Annotated in this window: 22 protein-coding genes; 12 read left to right on the top strand and 10 right to left on the bottom strand. The window is 67.9% G+C overall.

Going from position 1 to position 23,134, the window contains the following annotated elements; translation table 11 throughout:
- Positions 1-54: 54 nt before the first annotated feature.
- Both dnaN and dnaA read right to left on the bottom strand, forming a co-directional pair.
- Positions 55-1,194: a DNA polymerase III subunit beta gene (gene dnaN, locus OG984_RS20825; RefSeq protein WP_141791053.1), complete on the bottom strand. Its 1,140-nt coding sequence runs from the start codon at positions 1,192-1,194 to the stop codon at positions 55-57.
- A 609-nt stretch (positions 1,195-1,803) separates the two neighbouring features.
- Positions 1,804-3,537 carry a chromosomal replication initiator protein DnaA gene (gene dnaA / locus OG984_RS20830; RefSeq protein WP_328528099.1) on the bottom strand — a complete coding sequence of 578 codons (1,734 nt, stop codon included), beginning with the start codon at positions 3,535-3,537 and terminating at the stop codon, positions 1,804-1,806.
- Between the two features lie 545 nt (positions 3,538-4,082).
- Here dnaA and rpmH point away from each other — a divergent pair.
- From rpmH to OG984_RS20855, 5 genes are read left to right on the top strand one after another with little or no spacing between them, the layout of a single operon-like run.
- Complete coding sequence (gene rpmH / locus OG984_RS20835) at positions 4,083-4,220, top strand: 50S ribosomal protein L34 (RefSeq protein ID WP_141778545.1); 138 nt, start codon at positions 4,083-4,085, stop codon at positions 4,218-4,220.
- 26 nt (positions 4,221-4,246) lie between these two features.
- On the top strand, positions 4,247-4,600 hold the full coding sequence (gene rnpA / locus OG984_RS20840) for a ribonuclease P protein component (protein WP_328528100.1): 354 nt from the start codon (positions 4,247-4,249) through the stop codon (positions 4,598-4,600).
- Positions 4,597-4,920: a membrane protein insertion efficiency factor YidD gene (yidD, locus tag OG984_RS20845; RefSeq protein WP_328528101.1), complete on the top strand. Its 324-nt coding sequence runs from the start codon at positions 4,597-4,599 to the stop codon at positions 4,918-4,920. The genes rnpA and yidD overlap by 4 nt, the downstream gene beginning before the upstream one ends.
- Before the next feature lie 3 nt (positions 4,921-4,923).
- Positions 4,924-5,916, top strand: coding sequence for a membrane protein insertase YidC (yidC, locus tag OG984_RS20850; RefSeq protein ID WP_328528102.1), 993 nt, complete (start codon positions 4,924-4,926; stop codon positions 5,914-5,916).
- Between the two features lie 11 nt (positions 5,917-5,927).
- Positions 5,928-6,434: a Jag family protein gene (locus OG984_RS20855; RefSeq protein ID WP_328528103.1), complete on the top strand. Its 507-nt coding sequence runs from the start codon at positions 5,928-5,930 to the stop codon at positions 6,432-6,434.
- Positions 6,435-6,589: 155 nt separating this feature from the next.
- On the opposite strand, the gene OG984_RS20860 is transcribed toward OG984_RS20855, so the two are convergent.
- On the bottom strand, positions 6,590-7,345 hold the full coding sequence (locus OG984_RS20860; protein ID WP_328528104.1) for a L,D-transpeptidase family protein: 756 nt from the start codon (positions 7,343-7,345) through the stop codon (positions 6,590-6,592).
- A 651-nt stretch (positions 7,346-7,996) separates the two neighbouring features.
- Complete coding sequence (locus OG984_RS20865) at positions 7,997-8,302, bottom strand: GIY-YIG nuclease family protein (protein WP_328528105.1); 306 nt, start codon at positions 8,300-8,302, stop codon at positions 7,997-7,999.
- Here OG984_RS20865 and OG984_RS20870 point away from each other — a divergent pair.
- From OG984_RS20870 to OG984_RS20890, 5 genes are all read left to right on the top strand, one after another.
- A complete protein-coding gene (locus OG984_RS20870) occupies positions 8,301-8,618 on the top strand; it encodes a hypothetical protein (RefSeq protein ID WP_328528106.1) in 318 nt (105 codons plus the stop codon). The genes OG984_RS20865 and OG984_RS20870 overlap by 2 nt on opposite strands.
- 12 nt (positions 8,619-8,630) lie before the next feature.
- Positions 8,631-9,365, top strand: coding sequence for a 16S rRNA (guanine(527)-N(7))-methyltransferase RsmG (gene rsmG / locus OG984_RS20875; protein ID WP_328528107.1), 735 nt, complete (start codon positions 8,631-8,633; stop codon positions 9,363-9,365).
- Between the two features lie 84 nt (positions 9,366-9,449).
- Positions 9,450-10,445, top strand: a complete 996-nt coding sequence (locus OG984_RS20880; protein WP_328528108.1) for a ParA family protein — start codon at positions 9,450-9,452, stop codon at positions 10,443-10,445.
- Positions 10,442-10,756 (top strand): hypothetical protein, encoded by a 315-nt coding sequence (locus OG984_RS20885; protein WP_328528109.1) that lies wholly within the window; start codon positions 10,442-10,444, stop codon positions 10,754-10,756. The genes OG984_RS20880 and OG984_RS20885 overlap by 4 nt, the downstream gene beginning before the upstream one ends.
- Before the next feature lie 18 nt (positions 10,757-10,774).
- Positions 10,775-11,815, top strand: coding sequence for a ParB/RepB/Spo0J family partition protein (locus OG984_RS20890; RefSeq protein WP_328528110.1), 1,041 nt, complete (start codon positions 10,775-10,777; stop codon positions 11,813-11,815).
- A 181-nt stretch (positions 11,816-11,996) separates the two neighbouring features.
- Here OG984_RS20890 and OG984_RS20895 read toward each other — a convergent pair whose 3' ends face one another.
- The gene (locus OG984_RS20895; protein WP_328528111.1) at positions 11,997-13,313 is read right to left on the bottom strand and encodes an aminotransferase-like domain-containing protein; all 1,317 of its coding nucleotides are present in this window, start codon (positions 13,311-13,313) and stop codon (positions 11,997-11,999) included.
- A gap of 67 nt (positions 13,314-13,380) precedes the next feature.
- Here OG984_RS20895 and OG984_RS20900 point away from each other — a divergent pair, with 67 nt between their 5' ends.
- The gene (locus OG984_RS20900) at positions 13,381-14,037 is read left to right on the top strand and encodes a GNAT family N-acetyltransferase (RefSeq protein WP_328528112.1); all 657 of its coding nucleotides are present in this window, start codon (positions 13,381-13,383) and stop codon (positions 14,035-14,037) included.
- A 155-nt stretch (positions 14,038-14,192) separates the two neighbouring features.
- Here OG984_RS20900 and trxA read toward each other — a convergent pair whose 3' ends face one another.
- From trxA to OG984_RS20925, 5 genes are all read right to left on the bottom strand, one after another.
- Positions 14,193-14,522 carry a thioredoxin gene (gene trxA, locus OG984_RS20905; protein ID WP_045547254.1) on the bottom strand — a complete coding sequence of 110 codons (330 nt, stop codon included), beginning with the start codon at positions 14,520-14,522 and terminating at the stop codon, positions 14,193-14,195.
- A gap of 118 nt (positions 14,523-14,640) precedes the next feature.
- A complete protein-coding gene (trxB, locus tag OG984_RS20910; RefSeq protein WP_328528113.1) occupies positions 14,641-15,615 on the bottom strand; it encodes a thioredoxin-disulfide reductase in 975 nt (324 codons plus the stop codon).
- 205 nt (positions 15,616-15,820) lie between these two features.
- A complete protein-coding gene (locus tag OG984_RS20915) occupies positions 15,821-17,569 on the bottom strand; it encodes a protein kinase family protein (RefSeq protein ID WP_328528114.1) in 1,749 nt (582 codons plus the stop codon).
- A gap of 69 nt (positions 17,570-17,638) precedes the next feature.
- Positions 17,639-19,276 carry a murein biosynthesis integral membrane protein MurJ gene (murJ, locus tag OG984_RS20920; protein WP_328528115.1) on the bottom strand — a complete coding sequence of 546 codons (1,638 nt, stop codon included), beginning with the start codon at positions 19,274-19,276 and terminating at the stop codon, positions 17,639-17,641.
- 80 nt (positions 19,277-19,356) lie between these two features.
- A complete protein-coding gene (locus tag OG984_RS20925; protein ID WP_328528116.1) occupies positions 19,357-21,534 on the bottom strand; it encodes a DUF6049 family protein in 2,178 nt (725 codons plus the stop codon).
- A 50-nt stretch (positions 21,535-21,584) separates the two neighbouring features.
- On the opposite strand from OG984_RS20925, the gene OG984_RS20930 reads away from it, so the two are divergent.
- Positions 21,585-23,036, top strand: coding sequence for a CCA tRNA nucleotidyltransferase (locus OG984_RS20930; protein WP_442940912.1), 1,452 nt, complete (start codon positions 21,585-21,587; stop codon positions 23,034-23,036).
- Positions 23,037-23,134 lie beyond the last annotated feature (98 nt).

Consider the following 23,134-nt stretch of genomic DNA (forward strand, 5'->3'; position numbering starts at 1 on the left):
CGAGCTTGTGCCCGGTGGTCGAGCCTGTCGAGACCACCCTACGAGCGACAGAAATCAGGAGAGCAGTCGCCGCGGCATCAGCAGGTAGCGGAAGCCCGGCTCCTCGCCACCTTCGGCCGGCTTGCCGCTGATCACCACGGGTTTCGGAGCCTGCGTGAAGGCGAGCTCGACGACCTGCTCGTCGATGGCCTGCAGCCCGTCGAGGAGGAACTGCGGGTTGAACCCGGTGGTCAGTCCCTCACCCTCCATGGTCGCCTCGATCGACTCGGACGCCTGGGCCTCGTCACCGGAGCCCGCGTCGAGGGTCAGCACGCCGTCCTCGAAGACCATCTGGACCGCGGTGTTGCGCTCGGCGACCAGGGCGACGCGCTTGACCGACTCGACCAGGGAGGCCTTGTCGACGAGCGCGGTGGTGAGGTGCTCGGCCGGGAACAGGCTGCGCACCTTCGGGAACTCGCCGTCGAGCAGGCGCGTCGTCGTGCGTCGTACGCCTCCCGCGGCCGCGCCCTCGAAGCCGATGATCCCCTCGCCGGTGCCGGTGGTGGACAGCGCCAGGGTGACCTCGCTGCCGCTGGTCAGCGACTTGGCGGTGTCGCCGAGCACCTTCGCGGGCACCAGCGCGGCCAGGCTCTCGTCGGGGGTCGCCGGGTTCCACTCGAGCTCACGGTGGGAGAGCCGGAAACGGTCGGTGGCGAGCAGGGAGATCGTGGAGCCTTCGATCTCGAGCCGCACGCCGGTCAGCACCGGGAGCATGTCGTCGCGGCCGGCAGCGGTCACGGCCTGGGCGACGGCGTGGGCGAACAGCTCGGACTTCACCGTGCCGGCCGCGGTCGGCATCTCCGGCAGGGTCGGGTAGTCCTCGACCGGCATCGTCTGCAGACTGAAGCGCGCGCTCCCGCAGGTGAGCGAGACGCGGGAGCCGTCGGTCACCATCTCGACCGGCTTGGCCGGGAGGCTGCGACAGATGTCGGCGAGCAGCTTGCCCGAGACCAGTGCCTTGCCCTCGTCGGCGACCTCGGCCGACAGCGTCGCCCGCGCGGAGGTCTCGTAGTCGAACGTCGAGAGCACCAGGCCCTCGTGACCCGCCTCGATCAGGAGGCCGGAGAGCACCGGGGTGCTGGGGCGTACCGGAAGGCTGCGGGCAGCCCAGGCGACGGCATCCGCGAACACGTCGCGGTCGACGCGGAACTTCACGATGACCTGTCCTTCTTCTAACTCGACATCGGGGCGTATGCGGACATGTGGCCCGGGCTGTGCTTGAACCTGGGCGAAGACGCCACCGGTTCTGGAACGCCCCCGCGTTGACATGACCTTGGAGTACGCATCCTGCCACGGACCGCCGACAACCGGTAAGCGCTCAGCCCTGTCGTCTCTGCACAAGGGCGCAGGAGCGCTCGAGGCCTGGAGCGGGTTGTCCCCAGGGAAGGGCGTTCGTGGAATTTCACCGAGGATCCATGGACGTAAATAGTTTCGTACGTTGTAAGAGCATCTGTGGGAAATGTGGATGATCGTGGTTTTACCTGGTCAAGCCAGGAAATGTGATTCCACAGGGGGTGTGGACGCCCTGCTGAAATGACGCACGTCACTGTGGGCTGTGGAGAGTTGTCGGCGCGTTTGAGTGTTTTGTGCACAGGCCATCCCCTTTTCCATCCCATTTGAACCGCCGGTTCTCCACAGGTTCCACCCAGCCTGTGGGCTGTGGACAACCTGGGAAATCTCGGCCTGTGGGTTTTCGAAATCCCAAAACGCGAAACGGCCGCCGCCCCGGAACGGGTCGACGGCCGCGTACGACTGCTGGTCTGGCTAGGCCTGCCGGGCCTGCATCTTCACGCGGTTGGTGAGCTCGGAGACCTGGTTGAAGACCGCGCGGCGCTCGGCGAGCAGCTGGTTGATCTTCCGCTCGGCGTACATCACCGTGGTGTGGTCGCGGCCGCCGAAGTGCTTGCCGATCTTGGGCAAGGAGTCCTCGGTGAGCTCACGACACAGATACATGGCGATCTGACGGGCCATGACGAGGTGACGCCCGCGCGAGGGCCCGGTGAGCTCATCGATCGACAGTCCGAAGTAGGCGGCGGTCTGGGCGATGATCAGGCCGGCGGTGATCTCGGGCTCGCCGCCCTCGGGGATCAGGTCCTTGAGGACGATCTCGGCGAGGGTCAGGTCGACGTCCTGCCGGTTGAGGTTGGCGAACGCGGTCACCCGGATCAGCGCGCCCTCGAGCTCGCGGATGTTGGTCTGGATCTTGCTCGCGATGAACTCGAGCACGTCGGGCGGGGCGGTGAGCCGCTCCATCGCCGCCTTCTTACGAAGGATCGCGATGCGGGTCTCGATGTCGGGCGGCTGCACGTCGGTGATCAGGCCCCACTCGAACCGGTTGCGCAGCCGGTCCTCGAGCGCCTCGAGCCGCTTGGGCGGGCGGTCGGAGGTGAGCACGATCTGCTTGTTGGCGTTGTGGAGCGTGTTGAAGGTGTGGAAGAACTCCTCCTGCGTCTGGGTCTTCCCCTCCAGGAACTGGATGTCGTCGATCAGCAGGACGTCGACATCGCGGTAGCGCCGCTTGAACCGGTCCTGCCGGTCGTCACGGATCGCGTTGATGAACTCGTTGGTGAACTCCTCCGAGCTGACGTAGCGCACCTTCGCCCCGGAGTAGAGGCTCCGGACGTAGTGACCGATCGCGTGCAGCAGGTGGGTCTTGCCCAGACCGGACTCGCCGTAGACGAGCAGCGGGTTGTAGGCCTTGCCTGGCGCCTCGCTGACCGCCACCGCGGCCGCGTGCGGGAACCGGTTGGACGACCCGATGACGAACGTCTCGAAGGTGTACTTCGGGTTCAGCCTGGTCTCGAGGACGTTGTGGCTCGGTTCGCTCGCTCGTGTCGGCGGACCGGGCACCAGCGGCCGCGGCGGTACCGGCTCCTCGATCGGGGCCACCGGAGGCGCCGGGGGATTTGTCGACATATCGGCATAGTCGGGACGTACGTCGTCATGACCTGCCGGCGAAGACGGCTGATGAGTCGGAGGCGGCGCGATCGGAGCCTGCGGTGCCGAGTAGGCGACAGGCGCTCCGGGCTCCTCGCGCGGCTGCTCGGTGGCCGGCGGGACGCCGGGGATCAGGCCGGGCGCGTTCGTCGGGTAGACCGACTGGTGTGGGAAGGCCGACTGGTGCGGGAAGGCGTTCTGCTGCTGGAGGGCCGCTGCGGCGGCCGCGTCGGCAGCGGCGATCTCGCGCTCGGAGATCATGATCGCCTGCGTGTCGGGGTCGGGCGTGACCTCGATGTCGGGGTTGACCGTGACCGCGATGCGGATCTCGCGGTTGAAGATCTCACCGAGCGACTTCTCCAGGGTGCCGCGCAGGCGGCCCTCGATCTGGTTGCGGATGAAGTCGTTGGGGACCTCGACGATCGCGGTCGACCCGTGCAGGGTGAGCGGCTCGCTGTCGCGGAGCCAGGCCCGCTGGTTCGGCGGAAGCTCGGCGACCACCCGCGTCCATGCGGACTGGAGATCTGGCTGTGGTTCTGGCGCGAGGCCGGAGTGCTCCACAGATTCCTGCCTTCCCTGAGGGCTCGGGTGGGTGGTCTTGTCTTGATGCAGCCTGGATTGACGCAGCGGTCAGGTCTACATCCTCCACAGACTTTTCCACAAGCTGTGGAGCATCCCCGAATGTAGGCATCGGAGACCTACCGAGACACGTCGCCGTCCTCGAGAATCCGACCGTTTCGGCAGGTCAGGCGGGAAAAATAGATCCCGGCTTGGCATCCCCCCGAATGCGGCCGACGCTCCTGACGATGTGCAGGGAAACCTCGGTAGAGGACGAAGTTACCGGCTGGCGACCATCACGGGCAACCCGTCCTCCACAGGAAGAGGGATAATCACAGGGGTGTGATAGGGCGTGAGTTTGACCGTGGTTTCGCCGTCCACGTACCGTTGCTAGGTCGCCCGGTCTACGGGTGCCGCATGTCCACGCCTCTCCTCATCGGGCGCGGACGGGCGGTGCTTGTTGAATCGGCCCGCCTGGAACCACCGAGGGCGACCCCATCAGACCAGCCGGCAGAGCATCCGGCCCCACACAACTAAGGAAGCACCCCGTGAGCAAGCGTACTTACCAGCCGAACAACCGCCGCCGTCACAAGACGCACGGTTTCCGCCTGCGCATGCGCACCCGTGCCGGCCGTGCCATCCTCGCGACGCGCCGCCGCAAGGGTCGCAAGAGCCTGACCGTCTGAGGCCCCCGGCCTCAGCCACCACGCGCGTGCTGCCACGTCGTCATCGACTGATCGATTCGTCGGGCTTCAAAGAAGCGGTACGACGAGGCAAGCGCGCGGGCTCGAAGAGCCTGGTGGTCCACCTGCTCGTCCCTGGCACCGACAGCGATGCCGCCCGGGAGAGCGAGCCGCAGGTGGGCTTCGTGGTGAGCAAGGCCGTCGGCCCGGCCGTCGTCCGGAATCGTGTGAAGCGCAGACTGCGTCATCAGGCCCGGGAGTCCCTGAGCGGACTCCCGGGCTCTGCTGTGCTTGTGGTCCGTGCGCTTCCTGCCGCAGCCGACGCCGACTACGACGCGCTCGGCGCCGATCTGCGGCGCTGTCTGGAGCGGGTGCTCCGATGAGCACGGCAGTCCGCGTCGTACGTGGCGGTCTCGACAAGTTCGACCACCTGGTCGCGTCCGTCCTGATCGGACTGCTGCACGTGTGGCGGACTCTTGTCAGCCCGCTCTACGGCGACGTGTGCCGCTACTACCCGTCGTGCTCGGCGTACGGACTCGAGGCCGTCAAGACGCACGGCCCCTGGCGCGGGAGCTGGCTGACGGCGCGCCGTCTGGCCCGTTGCGTCCCCTGGGCCAAGACCCGGGGCTTCGATCCCGTACCTACCAAATCCCCTGAAGACGTTGTCCGTGTAAGTGCGGACTCCCCAAACCGAGGAGCCTGATCCGTGGGAGCCATAGGCGATCTGTTCGGATGGATCGCAACACCGCTGTATTACGCCATCTCGGGCATCCTGCTCGTGTGGCAGAAGGCGTTCGCGTACGTCATTCCGTCTGAAGGCTGGCAGTGGGCTCTGGCCATCGTCGGCCTGACCGTGACCATCCGCGCGCTGCTGATCCCGCTGTTCGTGAAGCAGATCAACTCCAGCCGCAACATGCAGCTGCTGCAGCCGAAGGTCCGCGAGCTTCAGAAGAAGTACGGTCACGACCGCGAGAAGCTCGCCAACGAGACCATGAAGCTCTACAAGGACTCGGGCACCAACCCGTTCGCGTCCTGCCTGCCGCTGCTGCTGCAGATGCCGATCTTCTTCGTGCTCTTCCGGATGCTCGAGCACGCCTCGGACGGCGTCGGCAAGGGATTCCTGAGCGACGAGGCCGCTCACGAGTTCGCCACGTCGACCTGGCTCGGCTCGCTGCTCTCGGACCAGTTCACGACGGCCGACCACACCAGCACGTACTTCCTCACCGGCTTCCTGGTCGTGGCGATGATCGCCACCACGTTCCTCACCCAGCGTCAGCTGATGTCGAAGAACATGCCGGCCGACGCGATGACCGGCCAGTACGCCCAGCAGCAGAAGCTTCTGCTCTACGTCCTCCCCGTCGTGTTCGCCGTCGGTGGTATCGCCTTCCCGGTCGGAACGATCCTCTACTGGACCTCCTCCAACCTGTGGACCATGGGCCAGCAGTTCTACGTGATCCGCAACAACCCGGCGCCCGGTACGCCCGCGTTCGAGGCGAAGCAGGAGCGTGACAAGGCCAAGCGCAGGAAGAAGGGCCTGACCGACGCGGAGATCGACATCGCCGAGGCCAACGAGGCGGCGGAGGCCGAGAAGCGCTCTGCGACGCGCACGCAGCCCAAGAACCAGACCCGGAGCCAGCGGAAGAAGGCCGGCACGAGCGCCGGTCGCTCCACGACCCAGAAGAACGGGGGAACCAAGTGACGACTCAGGACGTGAGCGAGACCGTGACTGAGACCGCGGACGCGGTCACCGACGAGACGCGCCTCAAGCAGCTCGAGCAGGAGGGTGACATCGCGGCCGACTACCTCGAGGAGCTCCTCGACATCGCGGACCTGGACGGTGACCTCGACATGGACGTCGAGGGCGACCGCGCCGCGGTCTCGATCGTCGGTGGCGACCTGCAGCAGCTGGTCGGCCGGCACGGCGAGGTCCTGGACGCGCTCCAGGAGCTGACCCGGCTCGCTGTCTACCGCGAGACCGGCGAGCGGTCCCGGCTGATGCTCGATGTCGGCGGCTACCGCGCCGACCGTCGCTCGACGCTGATGGCACTCGCCGAGGAGACGGTGGCCAAGGTCAAGGAGTCCGGCGCCCCGGTCTCGCTCAAGCCGATGTCGCCGTTCGAGCGGAAGGTCGTCCACGACGCCGTCGCCGCCGCGGGCCTCACCTCGGAGTCCTCCGGTGTGGAGCCGCGACGCTACGTGGTCGTCCTGCCTGAGTGACGCTGACACAAAGAGATCGCCCCTCGTGCCGTCTGGCACGAGGGGCGATCTTCTTTATGCGGGTGTTTCACGTGGAACGGGCGGTGGTCGAGCTTGTCGAGACCACCGACGTGTCGAAGGGCTCGTGGTCTCGACAAGCTCGACCACCGGAGTGCCTAGGACCAGTAGACGACGACCCGGTCACCGATGCGGATCTGGTCGAAGACCCACGCGATGGACGACTTGTTGCGGACGTTCACGCAGCCGTGGGAGCAGCCGTTGTAGCCACGGGCGGCGAAGTCGGACGAGTAGTGCACGGCCTGGCCGCCGTTGAAGAACATCGCGTACGGCATCGGCGTGTGGTAGATCGACGAGACGTGGTTGCGGCTCTTGCGGTAGACCTTGAACGCGCCCTCGCGGGTCTTGGTGTCGGCACAGCCGAAGCGGGCGTCCATCGCCCGGACGATCTTGCCGGCCCGTACGTAGCGCATCCGGCGGTCGGTCTTGTCGACGCAGAGCACACGGCCGGTGAGGCAGCGGCGGTCGAGGTTGTAGAGCGCCGCGTCGGTGGGGGTGCTCGTCAACGAACGGAGACGGTCGAGGGTGCGCTGGTTGACCTTGCCGGTGATGGCCAGGCGCTGGTTGCGCTGGAAGACCTTGACGGCGCTGGTGGTCTTGGAGCCGTAGTTGCCGGTGACGCGGCCGGTGTAGATGCGCCGCTCCTTGAGGCGAGCCTGAACCCTGCGTACCCCGATGCCGGTCGAGCCCTGCTGGTAGAGGACGGTGTAGGCCGTGTGGAAGCCGGTCTGGCCGATGGAGGCCGACGGCGCACTGGCCTGGGCGCCACCCGGCGCCGCGATCGAGCCCAGGGAGAATCCCAGGGCAAGAATGGTGGTGAGGAAGATCGCCACCGGGGTTCTACGGACGTTCACATCATCTCCGTGGGGTCAAAGGATCGTGGCCCGGTCGTGCGGGCCGCTGGGGTCGCACTCGGGGTGCGACGTTCTACGACTAAGACGTTCGAGCAGCGTGCGCGGTTGCATCAGATTGCGCGATGGCTGCTCGCGGACTTTAGCGCACCGAGAGGTTGTAAGACTCCTTTCCGAGCCCTCCCGCGGACCCGTTCTCAGAGGGGCGTGTTTCACGTGAAACGGGGCGGTGGTCGAGCCTGTCGAGACCACGCTGGTTCGCGGGAGAAGGTGGTCTCGACAAGCTCGACCACCGGTGCTGGGGTGTGGTCGGTCATCGAGCTTGTCGAGATGACTGTTGTCGGGGGTGGTGGTCTCGACAGGCTCGACCGCCGGTGCTGGGGTGTGGTCGGTCATCGAGCTTGTCGAGATGACTGTTGTCGGGGGTGGTGGTCTCGACAGGCTCGACCGCCGGTGCTGGGGTGTGGTGGGTCGTCGAGCTTGTGGAGGTGACTGTTGTCGGGGGTGGTGGTCTCGGCAGGCTCGACCGCCGGTGCTGGGGTGTGGTGGGTCGTCGAGCTTGTGGAGGTGACTGTTGTTGGGGGGTGGTGGTCTCGGCAGGCCCGACTACCGGTGCTGGGGTGTGGTCGGTCATCGAGCTTGTCGAGATGACCTTCATTGCGAGGCTTTCAGGGGGTGCGGCGTCTGCGACGTGTTGGCCAGGGCCGGAAGATCTCCCGGCCGTTCCCTGACGAGCGCAAGGCGCTTGGCGCGGCTCCAGTTCTGGATCTGCTTCTCCCGGGCGAAGGCATCGTCGACTCTGTCGTACTGCTCGTACCAGACCAGCTGCACGGGGAGACGATGGCGGGTGTACTCCGATCCGAGACCGACGCGGTGCTCGGAGAGCCGGCGTTCGAGGTCGGTCGTGCTGCCGACGTAGAGGGTCCGGTCTGCGCAGAGAAGCATGTAGGTGTAAGCCATGGCTCTCATCATGAGCGGCACCACCGACAGTCTCGGAGGTCGAGCTTGTCGAGACCTCGATGGTGGTGCAGGGGGTGGTGGTCTCGACAGGCTCGACCACCAGGACGGGCGGTCGGTCTCGATGGCCTTCGCGTCGGTGGTCGAGCTTGTCGAGACCACTCGTGGAGCGGACGTGGTGGTCTCGACAAGCTCGACCACCGGGGCGCAGGAGGTCGAGCTTGTCGAGACCTCGGCATGCGGCGGTGGCGGTGGGGTCGGCGGTCTCGACAGGCTCGACCACCGGGCCGGGGAGTTCTTGGTTGCGCGTTTCACGTGAAACAGTTCGTGTGTGAGCGAGGAGCGTGAGGGCGTGGAGGGTCTCGGGAAGATCGATCCCCGAGCGGAGAAGGTCTTTCCGGCTGATCGGCTGGAGCTTGCGGAGAGGTACGCGGCCTGGCTGGCGGACGCCGGGGTGGTGCGAGGCCTGATCGGGCCACGCGAGGTTCCGCGGCTGTGGGACCGGCACATCCTCAACTGCGCGGTGCTCGGCGAGGTGATCCCGGAAGGGGTGGCAATCGCGGACATCGGGTCCGGCGCGGGGCTCCCGGGACTGGTCCTCGCGATCGCCCGCCCGGATCTGCAGATCACGCTGATCGAGCCGCTGCTGCGGCGTACGACCTTTCTCGAGGAGGTAGCCGAGGATCTCGGGCTCGAGAACGTGACGGTGCTGCGGGGGAGGGCGGATGCCTTCCACGGTGAGCTCGGCTTCGACGTGGTGACCTCGCGCGCGGTCGCCGGCCTGGGGAAGCTGCTCGACTGGTCGATGCCGTTGGTGGTTCCCAGCGGAGCGCTCGTCGCGATGAAGGGGTCGAGCATCGAGGCGGAGATCGCAGAGGCCGACTCGGAGCTGAAGAAGTGGGGATGCGCTCCGCCGACGGTCTCGGAGCTCGGTGTAGGCGTTTTGGAGACGACAACTGTCGCGGTTCGGGTGGTTTGGTCGGATCCCGCACGGGTAGATTGGCCGCCGGTCCCGAAGGGCGGCCAGAAGGGGTCCAAGGGTGGGTCCCGGAAGAAGCGCCGCTGACGCGCACAACGCGGTGGTCTCGACAGGCTCGACCACCGGGTGGTCTCGACAAGCTCGACCACCGGCTATGGAGGGTTAGGAACTATGCCGTACGACGACGAGAGCACACAGAACGCCGTTTCACGTGAAACCGACGAACCGGTGTCGATCAGGCTCCGTACGGCCGGTGACATCGCATCCTTCGAGAACGACTTCGCCACCGAGGCGACGCCGCTGGCCGCGGCCGCCGAGCACACGCTGCTGGCGCGAGGTGCCGCGGGCAACCGGCCGCCGCTGCCGCGCCCGGCGAGCACGCGCGTGATCGTCTCCGCCAACCAGAAGGGTGGGGTCGGCAAGACCACCTCGACGGTGAACATCGCGGCGGCGCTGGCCCAGCTCGGGCAGAAGGTGCTGGTCATCGACCTCGACCCGCAGGGCAACGCCTGCACCGCGTTCGACGTCGACCACTACCAGGGCACCCCGGGGACGTACGAGGTCCTGGTCGAGGGTGCGGCGATCGAGGACGTCGTCGTGCCGGTGCCGAAGCTGGACGGGCTCGAGCTCGTGCCGGCGACCATCGACCTGGCCGGCGCCGAGGTCGAGCTCGTCGAGGAGGAAGGGCGAGAGCAGCGTCTGAAGACGGCGCTGGCGAAGTCTCCTCGCGTCGGCGACGCGGAGGACCGCTGGGACTACGTGCTCATCGACTGCCCGCCGTCGCTGGGCCTGCTGACGGTCAACGCGCTCGTCGCGAGCACCGAGGTGATGATTCCGATCCAGGCGGAGTACTACGCGCTCGAGGGTCTCGGCCAGCTCCTCAAGACGGTCGAGATGGTGCGCGCCGCGCTGAACCCGTCGTTGAAGGTCTCCTCGATGCTGATCACGATGTACGACGCCCGCACCCGCCTCGCCTCGCAGGTCGCAGAGGAGGTGCGCGAGCACTTCGGTGACACCGTCATGCGCACGTTCATCCCCCGCGCCGTGCGCGTGTCCGAGGCGCCCTCGTTCGGGCAGACGGTGATGACGTACGACCCGGGTTCACCGGGCGCCCTGAGCTATCTCGAGGCGGCCAAGGAGCTCGCCAAACAGGGCGAGCAAGGATGATCGAGCTTGTCGACATGACCCGCAACGCAGGCGCAAAACCGGTGGTCGAGCCTGTCGAGACCACCCGCGAAGCTGGTGGAACACCGGTGGTCGAGCCTGTCGAGACCACCAGCAAAGCTGGCGGAACACCGGTGGTCGAGCCTGTCGAGACCACCAGCGAAGCAGGTGGAACACCGGTGGTCGAGCCTGTCGAGACCACCCGCGAAGCTGGCGGAACACCGGTGGTCGAGCTTGTCGAGACCACCCGCGAAGCTGGTGGAACGCTGGTGGTCGAGCTTGTCGAGACCACCAGCGAAGCAGCAAGAAACTGACATGGGGGACACCGAAATATGAGCAAGCAGCCGCCGAAGCGTGGTCTCGGACGAGGTCTGGGCTCGCTGATCCCGACCGCTCCCGCCACGAGCGGAAACGAGTCGACGGACAGCGCTTCTGTCCAGCCTGACGTCCGTCATTCGGACCTTTCCGCTGGAGCGACTTCTGGCCCATCCGTGGACCCTGGGTCCACCGACTCGGCGGAAGGCCGCCAGATCGAGAATTCGGATCTGGCGCCCGTCGACGGCGCATATTTCGCCGAACTGCCGGTCAAGCAGATCCACCCCAACCACGTGCAGCCTCGTCAGGTCTTCGACGAGGAGGCGATGGCCGAACTGGTCCATTCGATCAGTGAGATCGGCCTTCTCCAGCCCATCGTCGTCCGGAAGGTGGCGGCCGACTCCTACGAGCTGGTCATGGGTGAGCGCCGTTGGCGCGCCACTCAGAAGGCCGGCCTCGATGTCATCCCGGCGATCGTCCGCGAGACCGATGACACCGACATGCTCCGCGACGCGCTCCTGGAGAACCTCCACCGCTCGCAGCTGAACCCTCTCGAAGAGGCGGCCGCCTACCAGCAGCTGCTCAACGACTTCGCCTGTACGCACGACGAGCTCGCTCAGCGGATCGGCCGGTCGCGGCCGCAGATCTCCAACACCATCCGACTGTTGAAGCTGTCACCGTCGGTGCAGCGCCGGGTCGCCGCGGGAGTCCTCTCCGCCGGCCACGCCCGGGCGCTGCTCGCGGTCGATGGCGAGGCGCAGCAGGACAAGCTCGCCCAGAAGGTGGTGGCGGAGGGCATCTCCGTGCGTGGCCTCGAGGAGATCGTCGCTCTGGGCGACCCGGACGGCGACGCCTTCGCCACGCCACGCGTGCGGCGGGCCAAGCCGAGTGCGCCGGGGCTCAAGGAGATCTCCGACAGGCTCTCGGACCGCTTCGACACCCGCGTCAAGGTCGATCTGGGGCGCTCCAAGGGAAAGATCACCGTCGAGTTCGCCACGCTGGACGACCTGCGACGGATCGTCGAGCTGATGTCTCCGCCGGCGGACGAATCCATTTAGTCATCAAGCGACAAAGCGTTTTGTCGACAAATAACTAGAGGGATTTCGGCTCGGTCATCGAGCCTGTCGAGATGACCCCGGTGACGAGGCAGGGTGGTCTCGACAAGCTCGACCACCGGTCATCGAGTTCGACCGCCGGTCATCGAGCTTGTCGAGATGACGCCCGGAGGGGCGCGAGGACCTACTGCGTGTTCGTCGAGGGGTGCTCGGCACCCCGGATGGGCAGACCCGGGATCGGACCGGTCGCTCCGAACGTCTCCAGGAGCTCCATCTCGGCCTCGATGACGCCGGCCAGGCGGCGTACGCCTTCTCGGATCCGCTCCGGGGTGGGGTAGCAGTAGGAGATCCGCATCGAGGAGGCGCCGAAGCCGTCGGCGTAGAAGCCGGTGCCGGGGACGTACGCCACCCGCGCGGTGACCGCACGGGGGAGCATCGCCTTGCAGTCGATGCCAGCAGGAAGCGTCAGCCAGACGAAGAAGCCGCCGTCGGGCTTGGTCCAGGTGCAGGCCGCGGGCATGTAGTCCTCGAGCGCGTCGAGCATGGTGTCGCGGCGCTCGCGGTACATCTCCCGCATCTCCTTGATCTGGCCCTGCCAGTCATGGTTGGAGAGGTAGGCGGAGACGGCCATCTGGTTGAACGGCGGCGGACAGAGCGTCGCGGACTCCTGGGCGAGGACCAGCTTCTCGCGGATCGCGGAGGGAGCCAGCGCCCAGCCGACGCGCAGGCCGGGGGAGAACGTCTTGGAGAAGGAGCCGAGGTAGATGACCCCCGGGTCCTGGGCGCGCATGGCCGGGCGGGGCTCGTCGTCGAAGCCGAGGAGGCCGTAGGGGTTGTCCTCGAGCACCAGGATGTCGTGGCGCCGGCAGATCTCGAGGATCTCGGTGCGGCGCTCGGGCGTCATGGTGACGCCGGTCGGATTCTGGAAGTTCGGGATCGTGTAGAGGAACTTCACCTTGCGGCCCGAGGCCTTGGTGGAGACGATCGCCTGCTCCAGCGCGCTCGGGATGAGGCCGCTGGCGTCGACCTCGGCATGCACCACGTCGCACTGATAGCCCTTGAAGACACCGAGGGCGCCGACGTACGACGGGGCCTCACAGATCACGACGTCGCCGGGGTCGCAGAAGACGCGGGTGACCAGGTCGACAGCCTGCTGGGAGCCGACGGTGACGACGACGTCGTCGGGGTGGGCCTCGATGCCCTCCAGGCGCATGACCTCGCAGATCTGCTCGCGCAGGACGGGATCGCCCTGGCCGCCGCCGTACTGCAGCGCGGTCGGGCCCTGGCTCAGGATGAGGTCCTGGATCGAGTCGCCGACCACGTCCAGCGGGAGGCTGGAGATGTTGGGCATGCCGCCGGCCAGCGAGACGACCTCCGGGCGCGCTGCGACTGCGAAGAGAGCTCGCACCTCCGAGACCGTCATGCCTGCCGTGCGGGCGGCGTAGCGGTCGGCGTAGGGGTCGAGGCGGGATGATGTTGCGCGCTGGGGAAGATCAGTCATGGTGTCACCATCATGAAGGATCGCATACGCTGGTGACAGACCCTTAACCGATGATCAAGGGTGAGACATGGCACGCAGGATCCTTCCGCTGACGCTGGACCTCTTCGCCGAGGTCCCGGCGCCGTGCCGCGCCTGTCTGTTCTGGGAACGCGACCCTGTCGGCCATCGCCGCGTCGACGCCTCGCAGACGATCGCGCTCAAGGAGGCGTGGATCTCCGAGGTGCTCCGCGAGTGGGGATCGTGCGGGCGGGTGGCCGTGGTGGACGGTACGCCAGTGGGCTTCGTGCTCTACGCGCCGCCGGTCTTCGTCCCGCGGGTGGCCTCGTTCCCGTCCGGACCGGTCTCCGCCGATGCGGTCCTGATGACCACCGTGTGGATCGACCCGCGTCGTGCGGGCGGTGGGATCGGTCGCATGCTGGTCCAGGGAATGGCTCGTGACCTGGTGCAACGCGGCGAGTTCCGGGCCATCGAGGCCTTCGGCGACGTGGGGCCGCTGAGCGGCATCCACGGACGCCGCTGCGCCGCTCCGGCCGACTTCCTCGGGCGCGTGGGCTTCAAGACCTATCGGGAACATCCGACCGTGCCGCGGATGCGGATGGATCTGAAGCAGACGGTCACCTGGATCGACGACTTCGAGTCGGCCTGGGAGCGGTTGCGGGAGGTCGTACGTCCCCGCAGTCATCCGTCGCCCGCCTCCACCGAGCTGCATCGCGACAGCGAGTGAATGTTTCCCGTGAAACGGTGGTCGAGCCGGTGGTCGAGCCTGTCGAGACCACCAACCTCCGGTGGTCGAGCCTGTCGAGACCACTGACACCGACCCCGAAATGACGCCGGCCCGCCCCTGTGACAGAGGACGGGCCAGCCGGGTGACAGCTGATGTCAGCCGATGAACTCCTGCAGCTCCTTGAGGAGCGCGGCCTTCGGCTTGGCGCCGACGATGGACTTCACGACCTCGCCGTTCTGGTACACGTTGATGGTCGGGATGCCGGTGACGCGGTAGGTGGAGGGGGTGACCGGGTTCTCGTCGACGTTCATCTTGGTGAAGGTGACCTTGTCACCGTGCTCACCGGCCAGCTCCTCGAGGATCGGGGAGACCTGGCGGCACGGGCCGCACCACTCGGCCCAGAAGTCGACCAGTACGGGCTTGTCGGACTTCAGAACGGTCGAGTCGAACTCGGCGTCGGTCACGGCGGTCATGTTGTCAGCCACGATGGGTTCCTTCTTGGTAGGGACGGGTTTGGAGGTCTGTGGTCAGAACGCTGGGCTTGTGTCGCACATTCCCAGCGCACGGTGGTCGAGCTTGTCGAGACCACCGTAGAGGCCCTGGTCAGGCCGAGACGGCAGCCGCCTCGGCGTGGGCCTGGTGGGCGAGGAACTTCTCCGCGTCGAGCGCGGCCTGGCAGCCGGTGCCGGCAGCGGTGATCGCCTGGCGGTAGACGTGGTCGACGAGGTCACCGGCGGCGAAGACGCCCTCGATGTTGGTGGCGGTGGAGCCCTCCTTGGTCAGGACGTAGCCGTCGTCGTCGAGGTCGACCTGGCCCACCAGCAGCTCGGACCGCGGGATGTGGCCGATGGCGATGAACAGGCCGGCGCACTCGAGGTCGCGCAGCTCGCCGGTCTTGGTGTCCTTGACGGTGATGCTCTCCACGGAGAGCTCGCCGTTGATCGACTCGACCACGGAGTTCCAGGCGATCTCGAGCTTCGGGTCGGCGAAGGCGCGCTCCTGCATGATCTTGGAGGCGCGGAGCTCGTCGCGGCGTACGAGCAGGGTGACCGAGGAGCCGAAACGGGTCAGGAACAGGGCCTCCTCCAGCGCGGAGTCACCGCCGCCGACGACCACGATGGGCTTCTGGCGGAAGAAGAATCCGTCACAGGTGGCACACCAGGAGACGCCCTTTCCGGAGAGCTCGTCCTCACGGGGCAGACCGAGCTTCTTGTACCCCGAGCCGGTGGCGAGGATGACGGACTTCGCGTAGTGGGTGTCGGTCGCGGTCTTGATGACCTTCACCGGTCCGGTGAGGTCCATCTCGACCACGTCGTCGGGCTCGAGCTCGGCACCGAAGCGCTCGGCCTGGGCACGCATGTTGTCCATCAGCTCCGGGCCCATGATGCCGTCACGGAAACCGGGGAAGTTCTCGACCTCGGTCGTGTTCATCAGGGCACCGCCGGCGGTCACCGACCCCTCGAAGACGAGCGGCTGCAGTCCGGCGCGGGCGCTGTAGACCGCTGCGGTGTAGCCCGACGGGCCGGAACCCACCACGATCACGTTGCGGGGGTCGGTCGGGGACGACGGGGTCGGCATCAATGGCTCCTCAGGTGTGGCTGGCGAACTGCACAACAGATCGTAGGCGACGAACATTCCATGGCCCCGAACGCCGAGACGTCACGCCTGCAGGCCGAGACGTCTCGTACGTCGCGCGAGGCGTCGCGTACATCGTTCGACACGGCATCGGGGTGACACCTCGAGCGACCGGAGTGACTTCTCGGCCGACGTGGGCGACGTCTCGTCAGGCGAGGGGCGTGCCGAGGACTTCGATCTCCTTGACCTCGGCGCGGTATCCACCGTCGACCTGCGGAAGGCCGGTCAGCCACACGAGTACGTAGCTGCCCTCAGGAGCGCCGTCGAGCTTGATCTCCCCCTCAGTACCGACGCTGCCCTTGCCTGCCGGGGACCCGCTGGGATCGCCGGTCCATGGGGAGTCGCCGACGTAGACCTCGATATCCGTCGGTTCTCCCCCCATGCTGAACGAGAGCGAGTCGAGGGCGTAATCGCCCTTGAGGTTGAGAACGACTCCGAGGCCCGGCTTGAGTGAGCGGGGTCCGTCACCGATCTGATCCTTGTAGACCTGCGTACGCCAATCGGTGGCAGGGTCGTCCTTGCCATCAACGACGCCCCCTACCAGATCGGGATACTCGGTGGGCGGGTCGCCGTGCGGGTCCAGGTCCTTGGCGGTGATGCCCTTGATGACGGTCGGCTCGGCAGCCTGGCCATCGTCGTTGCCCTCGTTGCTCCCGGTACCGGGGTTCTCGGCGGTGGTGTTGGGGTCGTCGCCGATGATGTTCCAGGCGATCGAGCCGGCGATGAGGACCAGGACCACGAGGGCGACGCCCATGGCGATGCGTAGCCAGTTGGCGCCGGGCTTCTGGTTGTAGTCCGGCTCCTCGGCGATCGGTACGTTGGCGCCGGTCCACGGGCCCTGCCAGCCGTTGTAGGAGGCATCCGGAGCGACCGGCCGCCGGCCGGCGGCAGGAGGAGCCTGCTGCGGGCGCTGCGGAGGCACGTAGCCCGGGGTCTCGTCGGCGAAGAGCGGCTTCGACGGGGTCGGGTCCTGCATCGGCGGCGGGGAGGAAGGACGCTGACGCTGGGGGCGTACGGCGTCGGGGGCCACGCCGATGGCGTTCGACGCAGCCTGGGCCTCGGCGGGCTCGAGCTTGGCCGGAGGGGCCATCGCCTGGGTGTCCTCGTCGATGGCGGAGGGCCGGTTGAGCGGCGCGGTCGGCTCGCCGGAGAAGCCGGCGAGCGCGGAGTGCAGCTCGGCCGCGGTCAGCGGCGGCATGTCGGCACCGCTGCCCAGCACCCGGTCGCACAGGTCGTCGAGGGGACGCGGCACACCGGCGCGTACCTGCCGGGGACGGAGCACCCGGCCGTGGTCACGCGGCGCGGGAGGCATCGAGGAGAGCGTCTCTCCGGCCCACTTGCCGGTCAGGGCGGCGTAGAGGACGCCGACGGCGTCGACGCGGTCGCGGCGCTGCGAGTCACGGGTGTCGGGATCGATCCCGTGCAGCGCGGCGTCGACACCGAAGCCGATGACGCGCACCGCGCCGAGGTCGTCGAGCAGCACGGCTTCGGGGTTGAGCCGGCCGTGGGCGTGGCCCTGGTCGTGGGCCAGGACCAGCAGGTCGGCGACCTCGGCGGCGATCCAGGCGGCCTGCTGCGGCGGCAGCGGGCCGCCGGCGGCCAGCGCGTTCTCCAGCGACGCGCCCTCGCCCCACTCGTTGACGACGTACGCCACCTGGTCGGTCTGGGCGGCGTCGAGGACGCGCAGCATCCGGGGGTCACCGACGGCGGCGGAGTTGCGGGCGGCGGCCATCAGACGCGGCGCGCGCTCGTCATGGGCATCGAGGACGTGCACGGCAACCGGGCGGCCGAGCACCGCGTCCTGGGCACGCCAGAAGCGTCCCTCGCGGGACTCGCTCAGCAGATCCGTCAGCTGGTATCTGCCGGCGAGGACGTCGCCTGATTGCGTGAACTCCATATCGGACCCATTCTTTCAGACCTTGCCAGACAGTGATGAGGCTGTCCGATGGTGGTCAAGGGCAGGTGCTCAACGGCGCAGCCGTCGGGCGACCTGTTGCACCATCGTGGTCAGCTCCTTGACCTGGGCAGCCTGCGCCCCGAGGAGCAGCATGCCGAGATGCAGCGCCCCGACGATAGCGGCCCCGATCAAGGCCAGCACCATCGTCGGCTCGTCGTTGATCAGGCCCAGCCCGGTGCGCAGCAGCCATGCGGCAGCGGCGGCCACGACGGTCACCATGACCAGGCGGGCGAGGAAACCGAGCAGCCCGCGGCCGTCCAGGTCGCCGAGGGTGCGCTTGAGGACGACGTACGAGACGACGGAGCCGACCAGGTAGGACAGCGTGTAGGCGCTGGCCAGGGCCGCGGCGGTGTGCTCGGCGGAGAACGCCCGGGTCAGCAGCAGCGCGGCGACGATGTTGGTGGCGGCGACCGCGCACTGGATGAAGAAGACGGTGCGGTTCTTCTCCAGCGAGTAGAAGCCGCGCAGCAGCAGGTAGTGGATCGTGAAGAAGACCAGCCCGGCCGCGAAGACCGACAGCGTCGGGGCGTAGTCCTTGAACGCGTCGGCACCGGCGCCGTAGCCGAACAGGAGATGGGGGATGTCCTCGGAGAGCACCGGGAGCAGCGCGGCGATCGGGATCACGATGGCGAGCGCGTTGCGCAGCTGCTGCGACAGCGTACGTCCCAGCTCGGGCAGCTCGCCGGCGGCGCCGTGGCGCGAGAGGATCGGCAGGATCGCCGTCGCCAGCGAGACCGTGATGATCGAGTGCGGGACCTGGGTGACCAGGAAGCTGTTGGAGTAGACCGTGTAGCCGGTGCCGCCCGCGGCCGAACCGGTCGAGGCAAGCCGCGTCACGATCGTGTAGGCCACCTGGTTGACGACCACGAAGAGCACCGTCCACATGCCCAGCTTCGCGGTCTGCGAGAGCCCGGCGCCACGGAAGTCGAAGCGGGGGCGGAAGCGTACGCCGGTCTTGTGCAGCACCGGAAGGAGCAGCAGGAACTGGAGAACGATGCCGAGAGTCGAGCCCAGCCCCAGGAGGATCTCCTGGCCCGTGGTGAAGCCACCGACGTCGGAGGGCCCGAAGACGACCAGGTAGATCACCAGGGTCGAGATCGCGATGATGTTGTTCGCGATCGGGGCCCACATCATCGGGCCGAAGCTGCCGCGGGCATTGAGCACCTGGCCGACCAGCACGAACATCCCGTAGAAGAAGACCTGTGGCAGGCACCAGCGGGCGAAGTCGATGGCCGACTCGAGCTGGGCCTTGTGATCGGCGGTGTACCAGTCGGCGCCGAGGTAGAGACGCATCAGCAGCGGCGCACCGAGCACCAGGACGATCGTCACGACGCCGAGGAAGAGACCGGCCAGCGTGATGATCCGGTCGGTGTAGGCCGCCCCGCCGTCCTCGTCGTTCTTCTGCGCCTTCACCAGCTGCGGCACGAGCACCGCGTTGAAGACGCCGCCCGCCAACAGGATGTAGAGCATGTTGGGGACGGTGTTGGCGATGTTGAAGACGTCCGCGTGCAGCCCGGAACCCAGGGCGGCGACGAGGAGTGCCGAACGGATGAAGCCGCTGGCCCGCGAGAAGAGCGTCCCCGCGGCCATCACTGCGCTGTTGGCCAGGACCGAGCTTCCGCCGGACTTCTGCTCGGTGGCTGTCACGCTTCTGCCGCTCGCTTCGTTCGCTTTGGCTCCTCGCTCGTCGCGAACGCTTGAGCTCGTTCCTCGCTCGCGTCCGCTCCTCACTCGACGCCTCCTGACGTACGGGCTTTCTTGGCTTTCATGATCCGCCGGGTGAGTCGCACGGCGATCGCCGCGAAGAGTAGCGCGCAGCCGGTGCCGACGAACCACCAGATCACCCCGCTCACCTGCGAGGGGCGGATCGGGACGGAGGCGTGGGCGCCCAGCGGGTTGCCCTTGGTGTCGGTGACGACGATGAGGGCGGTGTGGGTGCCGGTGTCGTGCATGCTCGCCGCGAGGTTGAAGCTCGCCTTCGAGTTGGCGTCGAGCTGCACGGGCTCGGAGGTCGCGACCCGCAGCGAGTCGTCGGTGATGGCGTCCAGCCGCACCGTGACCGGCTCGTCGAGCTCGTTGCTCAAGGTGACCTGGAACTCGCCGCCCTTCATGCTGGACAGGATCACCTTCGGCGGAACGCTCACAGTGATCGAGCTCAGCTCGGAGCTGATCTGGTCGAGGGCGTTGGCGGCAGAGTCGGTGTCGCCCTTGCGGGCGGAGTAGGAGGTCGTGGTCAGGGCCTCGCTGATGACGTCGGAGGCGACCTCGTCGTTGTGGGTCAGGACCCGCTGCAGCAGCTCGCCGGCACCGATGAGCTCGTTGGCGGTGTTGATCCTGTCGGCAGAGATCTCGGCCTTCATCTCCCGGCGCGGGTAGCGCAGCTGGTCGACCGTGACCGACTTCGCCTTGTGTCCCGTCATCGCCTCGGCCAGCGTCGAGGACGCGATCCAGCGGGCGTTCTGCCACGGGGTGACGAACGAGGCCGGGGTCTGCGGCGGATGCCAGCCGTCGGGGATGACCGCCACGAGCGGCTTGTCGGAGCCCCGGCGCAGCGCGGCCTCGGCGACGATCCGCTGGCGCACCGAGATCGCGTCGATGGGGTCGTTGGGCCCCGGGCCGCCGGCGGAGGCTCCGGAGGACGTCACGATCATCTGGTGGCCGTCGAGATCGGCGATGACCGGCGCGGTGCCGCGGAACATCCGGTCGCTGACCAGGTTGACCGCCCCCGGCTCGAGGAGGTTGACCGCGGCGCGGTCGAGGAAGCCGGTCGGCGGAGCGACGGCCGAGGTCGCCTTGATGCCGAGCTCCGCGAGCGCCTGGGCGGTCTGCTCACGCGCGGTGGCCAGCAGGTCGGGGTCGCTGGTGGCGAGCGCGGACAGGTCGGGGTCGGCGTAGGGGAGGGCGAGCAGGTCGTGGCCGGCGAGCGCCTTCTCGAGGCGACCCAGCCAGACCGTCGCGGCCTTCTGCGCGGACAGGGCCTCCTCGTCGAGCGCCTCCTCGTCGTCGGTGTCGGGGCCCACCGAGGGGCTCGGCAGCAGCGCGGATGCGGAGGGCGATGCGCTCTGACTCCCGCTCTCCTCCGGCTCCTCGCCGCTCTCGTCCGTCGGGGACAGGTTGCGGGGCGGGTTGCCCTCGGCGAGGTGGCGTACGGCATCGATCAGTGCCGGGTCGATGGCCCAGGTCAGGCTCGGGATCTCGGTGCCGGTCTCGAGCATCCGGAAGAGGCGTCCGCCGGCGCTCAGGTCGCGGGTCCAGCCGGGGAGGTAGTTCACGCTGCCGTCGGGGTTGTAGACCACGCTGCGGCGCAGCGGCATGACCAGCGAGACCTTCTCGGCCTTGGCCCGCTTGTTGGGCTCCTTGACCAGCGGGAGGAAGGTGCGCGCCCGGCCGTCGGCGGTGGTGGGCGTGGTCGTGCCCAGCGCGTGGACACCGAACCAGTAGACGCCGGGCTGGGTGACGTGCAGGAGCTTGCGCGGCACGGTGAGCGACCAGGAGTAGGTCTCGCCAGGTGCGAGGTCGGGGATCGTCGCGTACGCCCCCTCCGCCACGATCCGCTCGCCGACCAGCGCGTCCGCCGGCATCTTGGCCGCCTCGGCCAGCTCCTCGGACGTGGTCATCGGCGTGTCGCCGATGAACGGGTAGACCTTGACCCCGCTCCACTCCTCGTCGGTCGTGTTCACGACCTTGCCGCGCATGGTGATCCGGCCCTTGGTGCGGCCGTCGAGGCTGACCGTGTCGAGCTGGTCGATGCTCACCGCAAGCGGGTCGGTCTCAGCAGCCTCCTCGTCGGCCTGTGCGGGCGTGGGAAGCAACAGCAGCAGGGGTGCCAGCAGCGCCAGGACGAGTGCGGCGGTGGCTCGCCCACGTGGCCGTGGCGGCCTCGCCTGATGCTGGCGGACTGGCATGACTTCGAGAATATCTTTCCGGGGGTGCGGTCCTCGTAGACTGCGGCGTTGTGTCCGACAGCCAGCTTCCCCCGATCAGCGTCGCCGATGTTCAGCGATCGGTGACTGCTGAACTGGACCGTATCGCACCGGTGATCGACTCCCTCGGAGAGGCCTTCGCTGCAGACGGTCACGAACTGGCTCTGGTCGGTGGCCCCGTCCGTGACGCGATGCTCGGCCGCCCTCACAACGACCTCGACTTCACCACCTCGGCCCGTCCCGAGGAGACCGAGAAGATCCTGCGTACGTGGGGTGAGGCGCTGTGGGACATGGGCCGCGACTTCGGCACCATCGGCACCCGCAAGGGCCCGTGGCAGGTAGAGGTCACCACCTACCGCTCCGAGGCCTACTCGGCCGACTCCCGCAAGCCCGCTGTCGCCTACGGGACCTCGCTGGCCGACGATCTCGTACGCCGCGACTTCACCGTCAACGCGATGGCGGTGCGGCTCCCCGGCCGTGAGGTCGTCGACCTCTACGGCGGTGTGGTCGACCTGGCCACCCGGATGCTGCGGACCCCCGGGACCCCTGAGGACTCCTTCTCCGACGACCCGCTGCGGATGATGCGGGCGGCGCGGTTCGCCGCTCAGCTCGGCTTCACGGTCGCACCCGAGGTCGTCGCCGCGATGACCGACATGGCGTCGCGGATCTCGATCATCTCCGCCGAGCGGGTCCGCGACGAGCTGGTCAAGCTGATCTGCGCGCCCTTCCCGCGCCTCGGGCTCACGCTGCTGGTCGAGACCGGGCTGGCCGAGCTCGTGCTGCCCGAGCTGACCGCGCTGCGGATGGAGCGTGACGAGCACAACCGGCACAAGGACGTCTACGAGCACACCCTCACCGTGCTCGAGCAGTCGATCGACCAGGAGGCGCGTCTCGGCGGCGGGCCCGACTTCGTCTCCCGGTTCGCGGCGCTGATGCACGACGTGGGCAAGCCGCGCACGCGTAAGTTCCACGACGACGGGACCGTGTCGTTCCACCACCACGACGTCGTCGGCGCCAAGATGACCCGCAAGCGGATGAAGGCGCTGCGCTTCTCCAACGACGAGATCGAGGCGGTCTCCAAGCTCGTCGAGCTGCACCTGCGCTTCCACGGCTACGGCGACGGAGACTGGACCGACTCGGCGGTGCGGCGCTACGTCCGCGACGCCGGCGACCAGCTCGACCGTCTCCACGTGCTCACCCGCGCCGACTGCACCACCCGCAACCGCCGCAAGGCCGACCGCCTCGCCCGCACCTACGACGCCCTCGAGGCCCGTATCGAGCGGATCTCCGAGGAGGAGGAGCTCGCCGCCCTCCGCCCCGCGCTCGACGGCAACCAGATCATGTCGCTGCTCGGGATCGCGCCGGGTCGTGAGGTCGGGGCTGCGTACAAGTTCCTCATGGACCTGCGCCTCGACGAGGGCATCCTCTCCGAGGACGAGGCCGCCAAGCGGCTCCTCGACTGGTGGGCCGAGCGCTCCGCATAGCCCGTTCGGGCTATGTCGCTCGGGATGGTTGGGTCTTAACGTAAACCCGCGCGTCGTGAGGCTGTCCGGCGCTGCGTGAGCCCGTCGGCTCGCCCCCA

This window comes from Nocardioides sp. NBC_00368 (assembly GCF_036090055.1).
Classification (GTDB): Bacteria; Actinomycetota; Actinomycetes; order Propionibacteriales; family Nocardioidaceae; genus Nocardioides.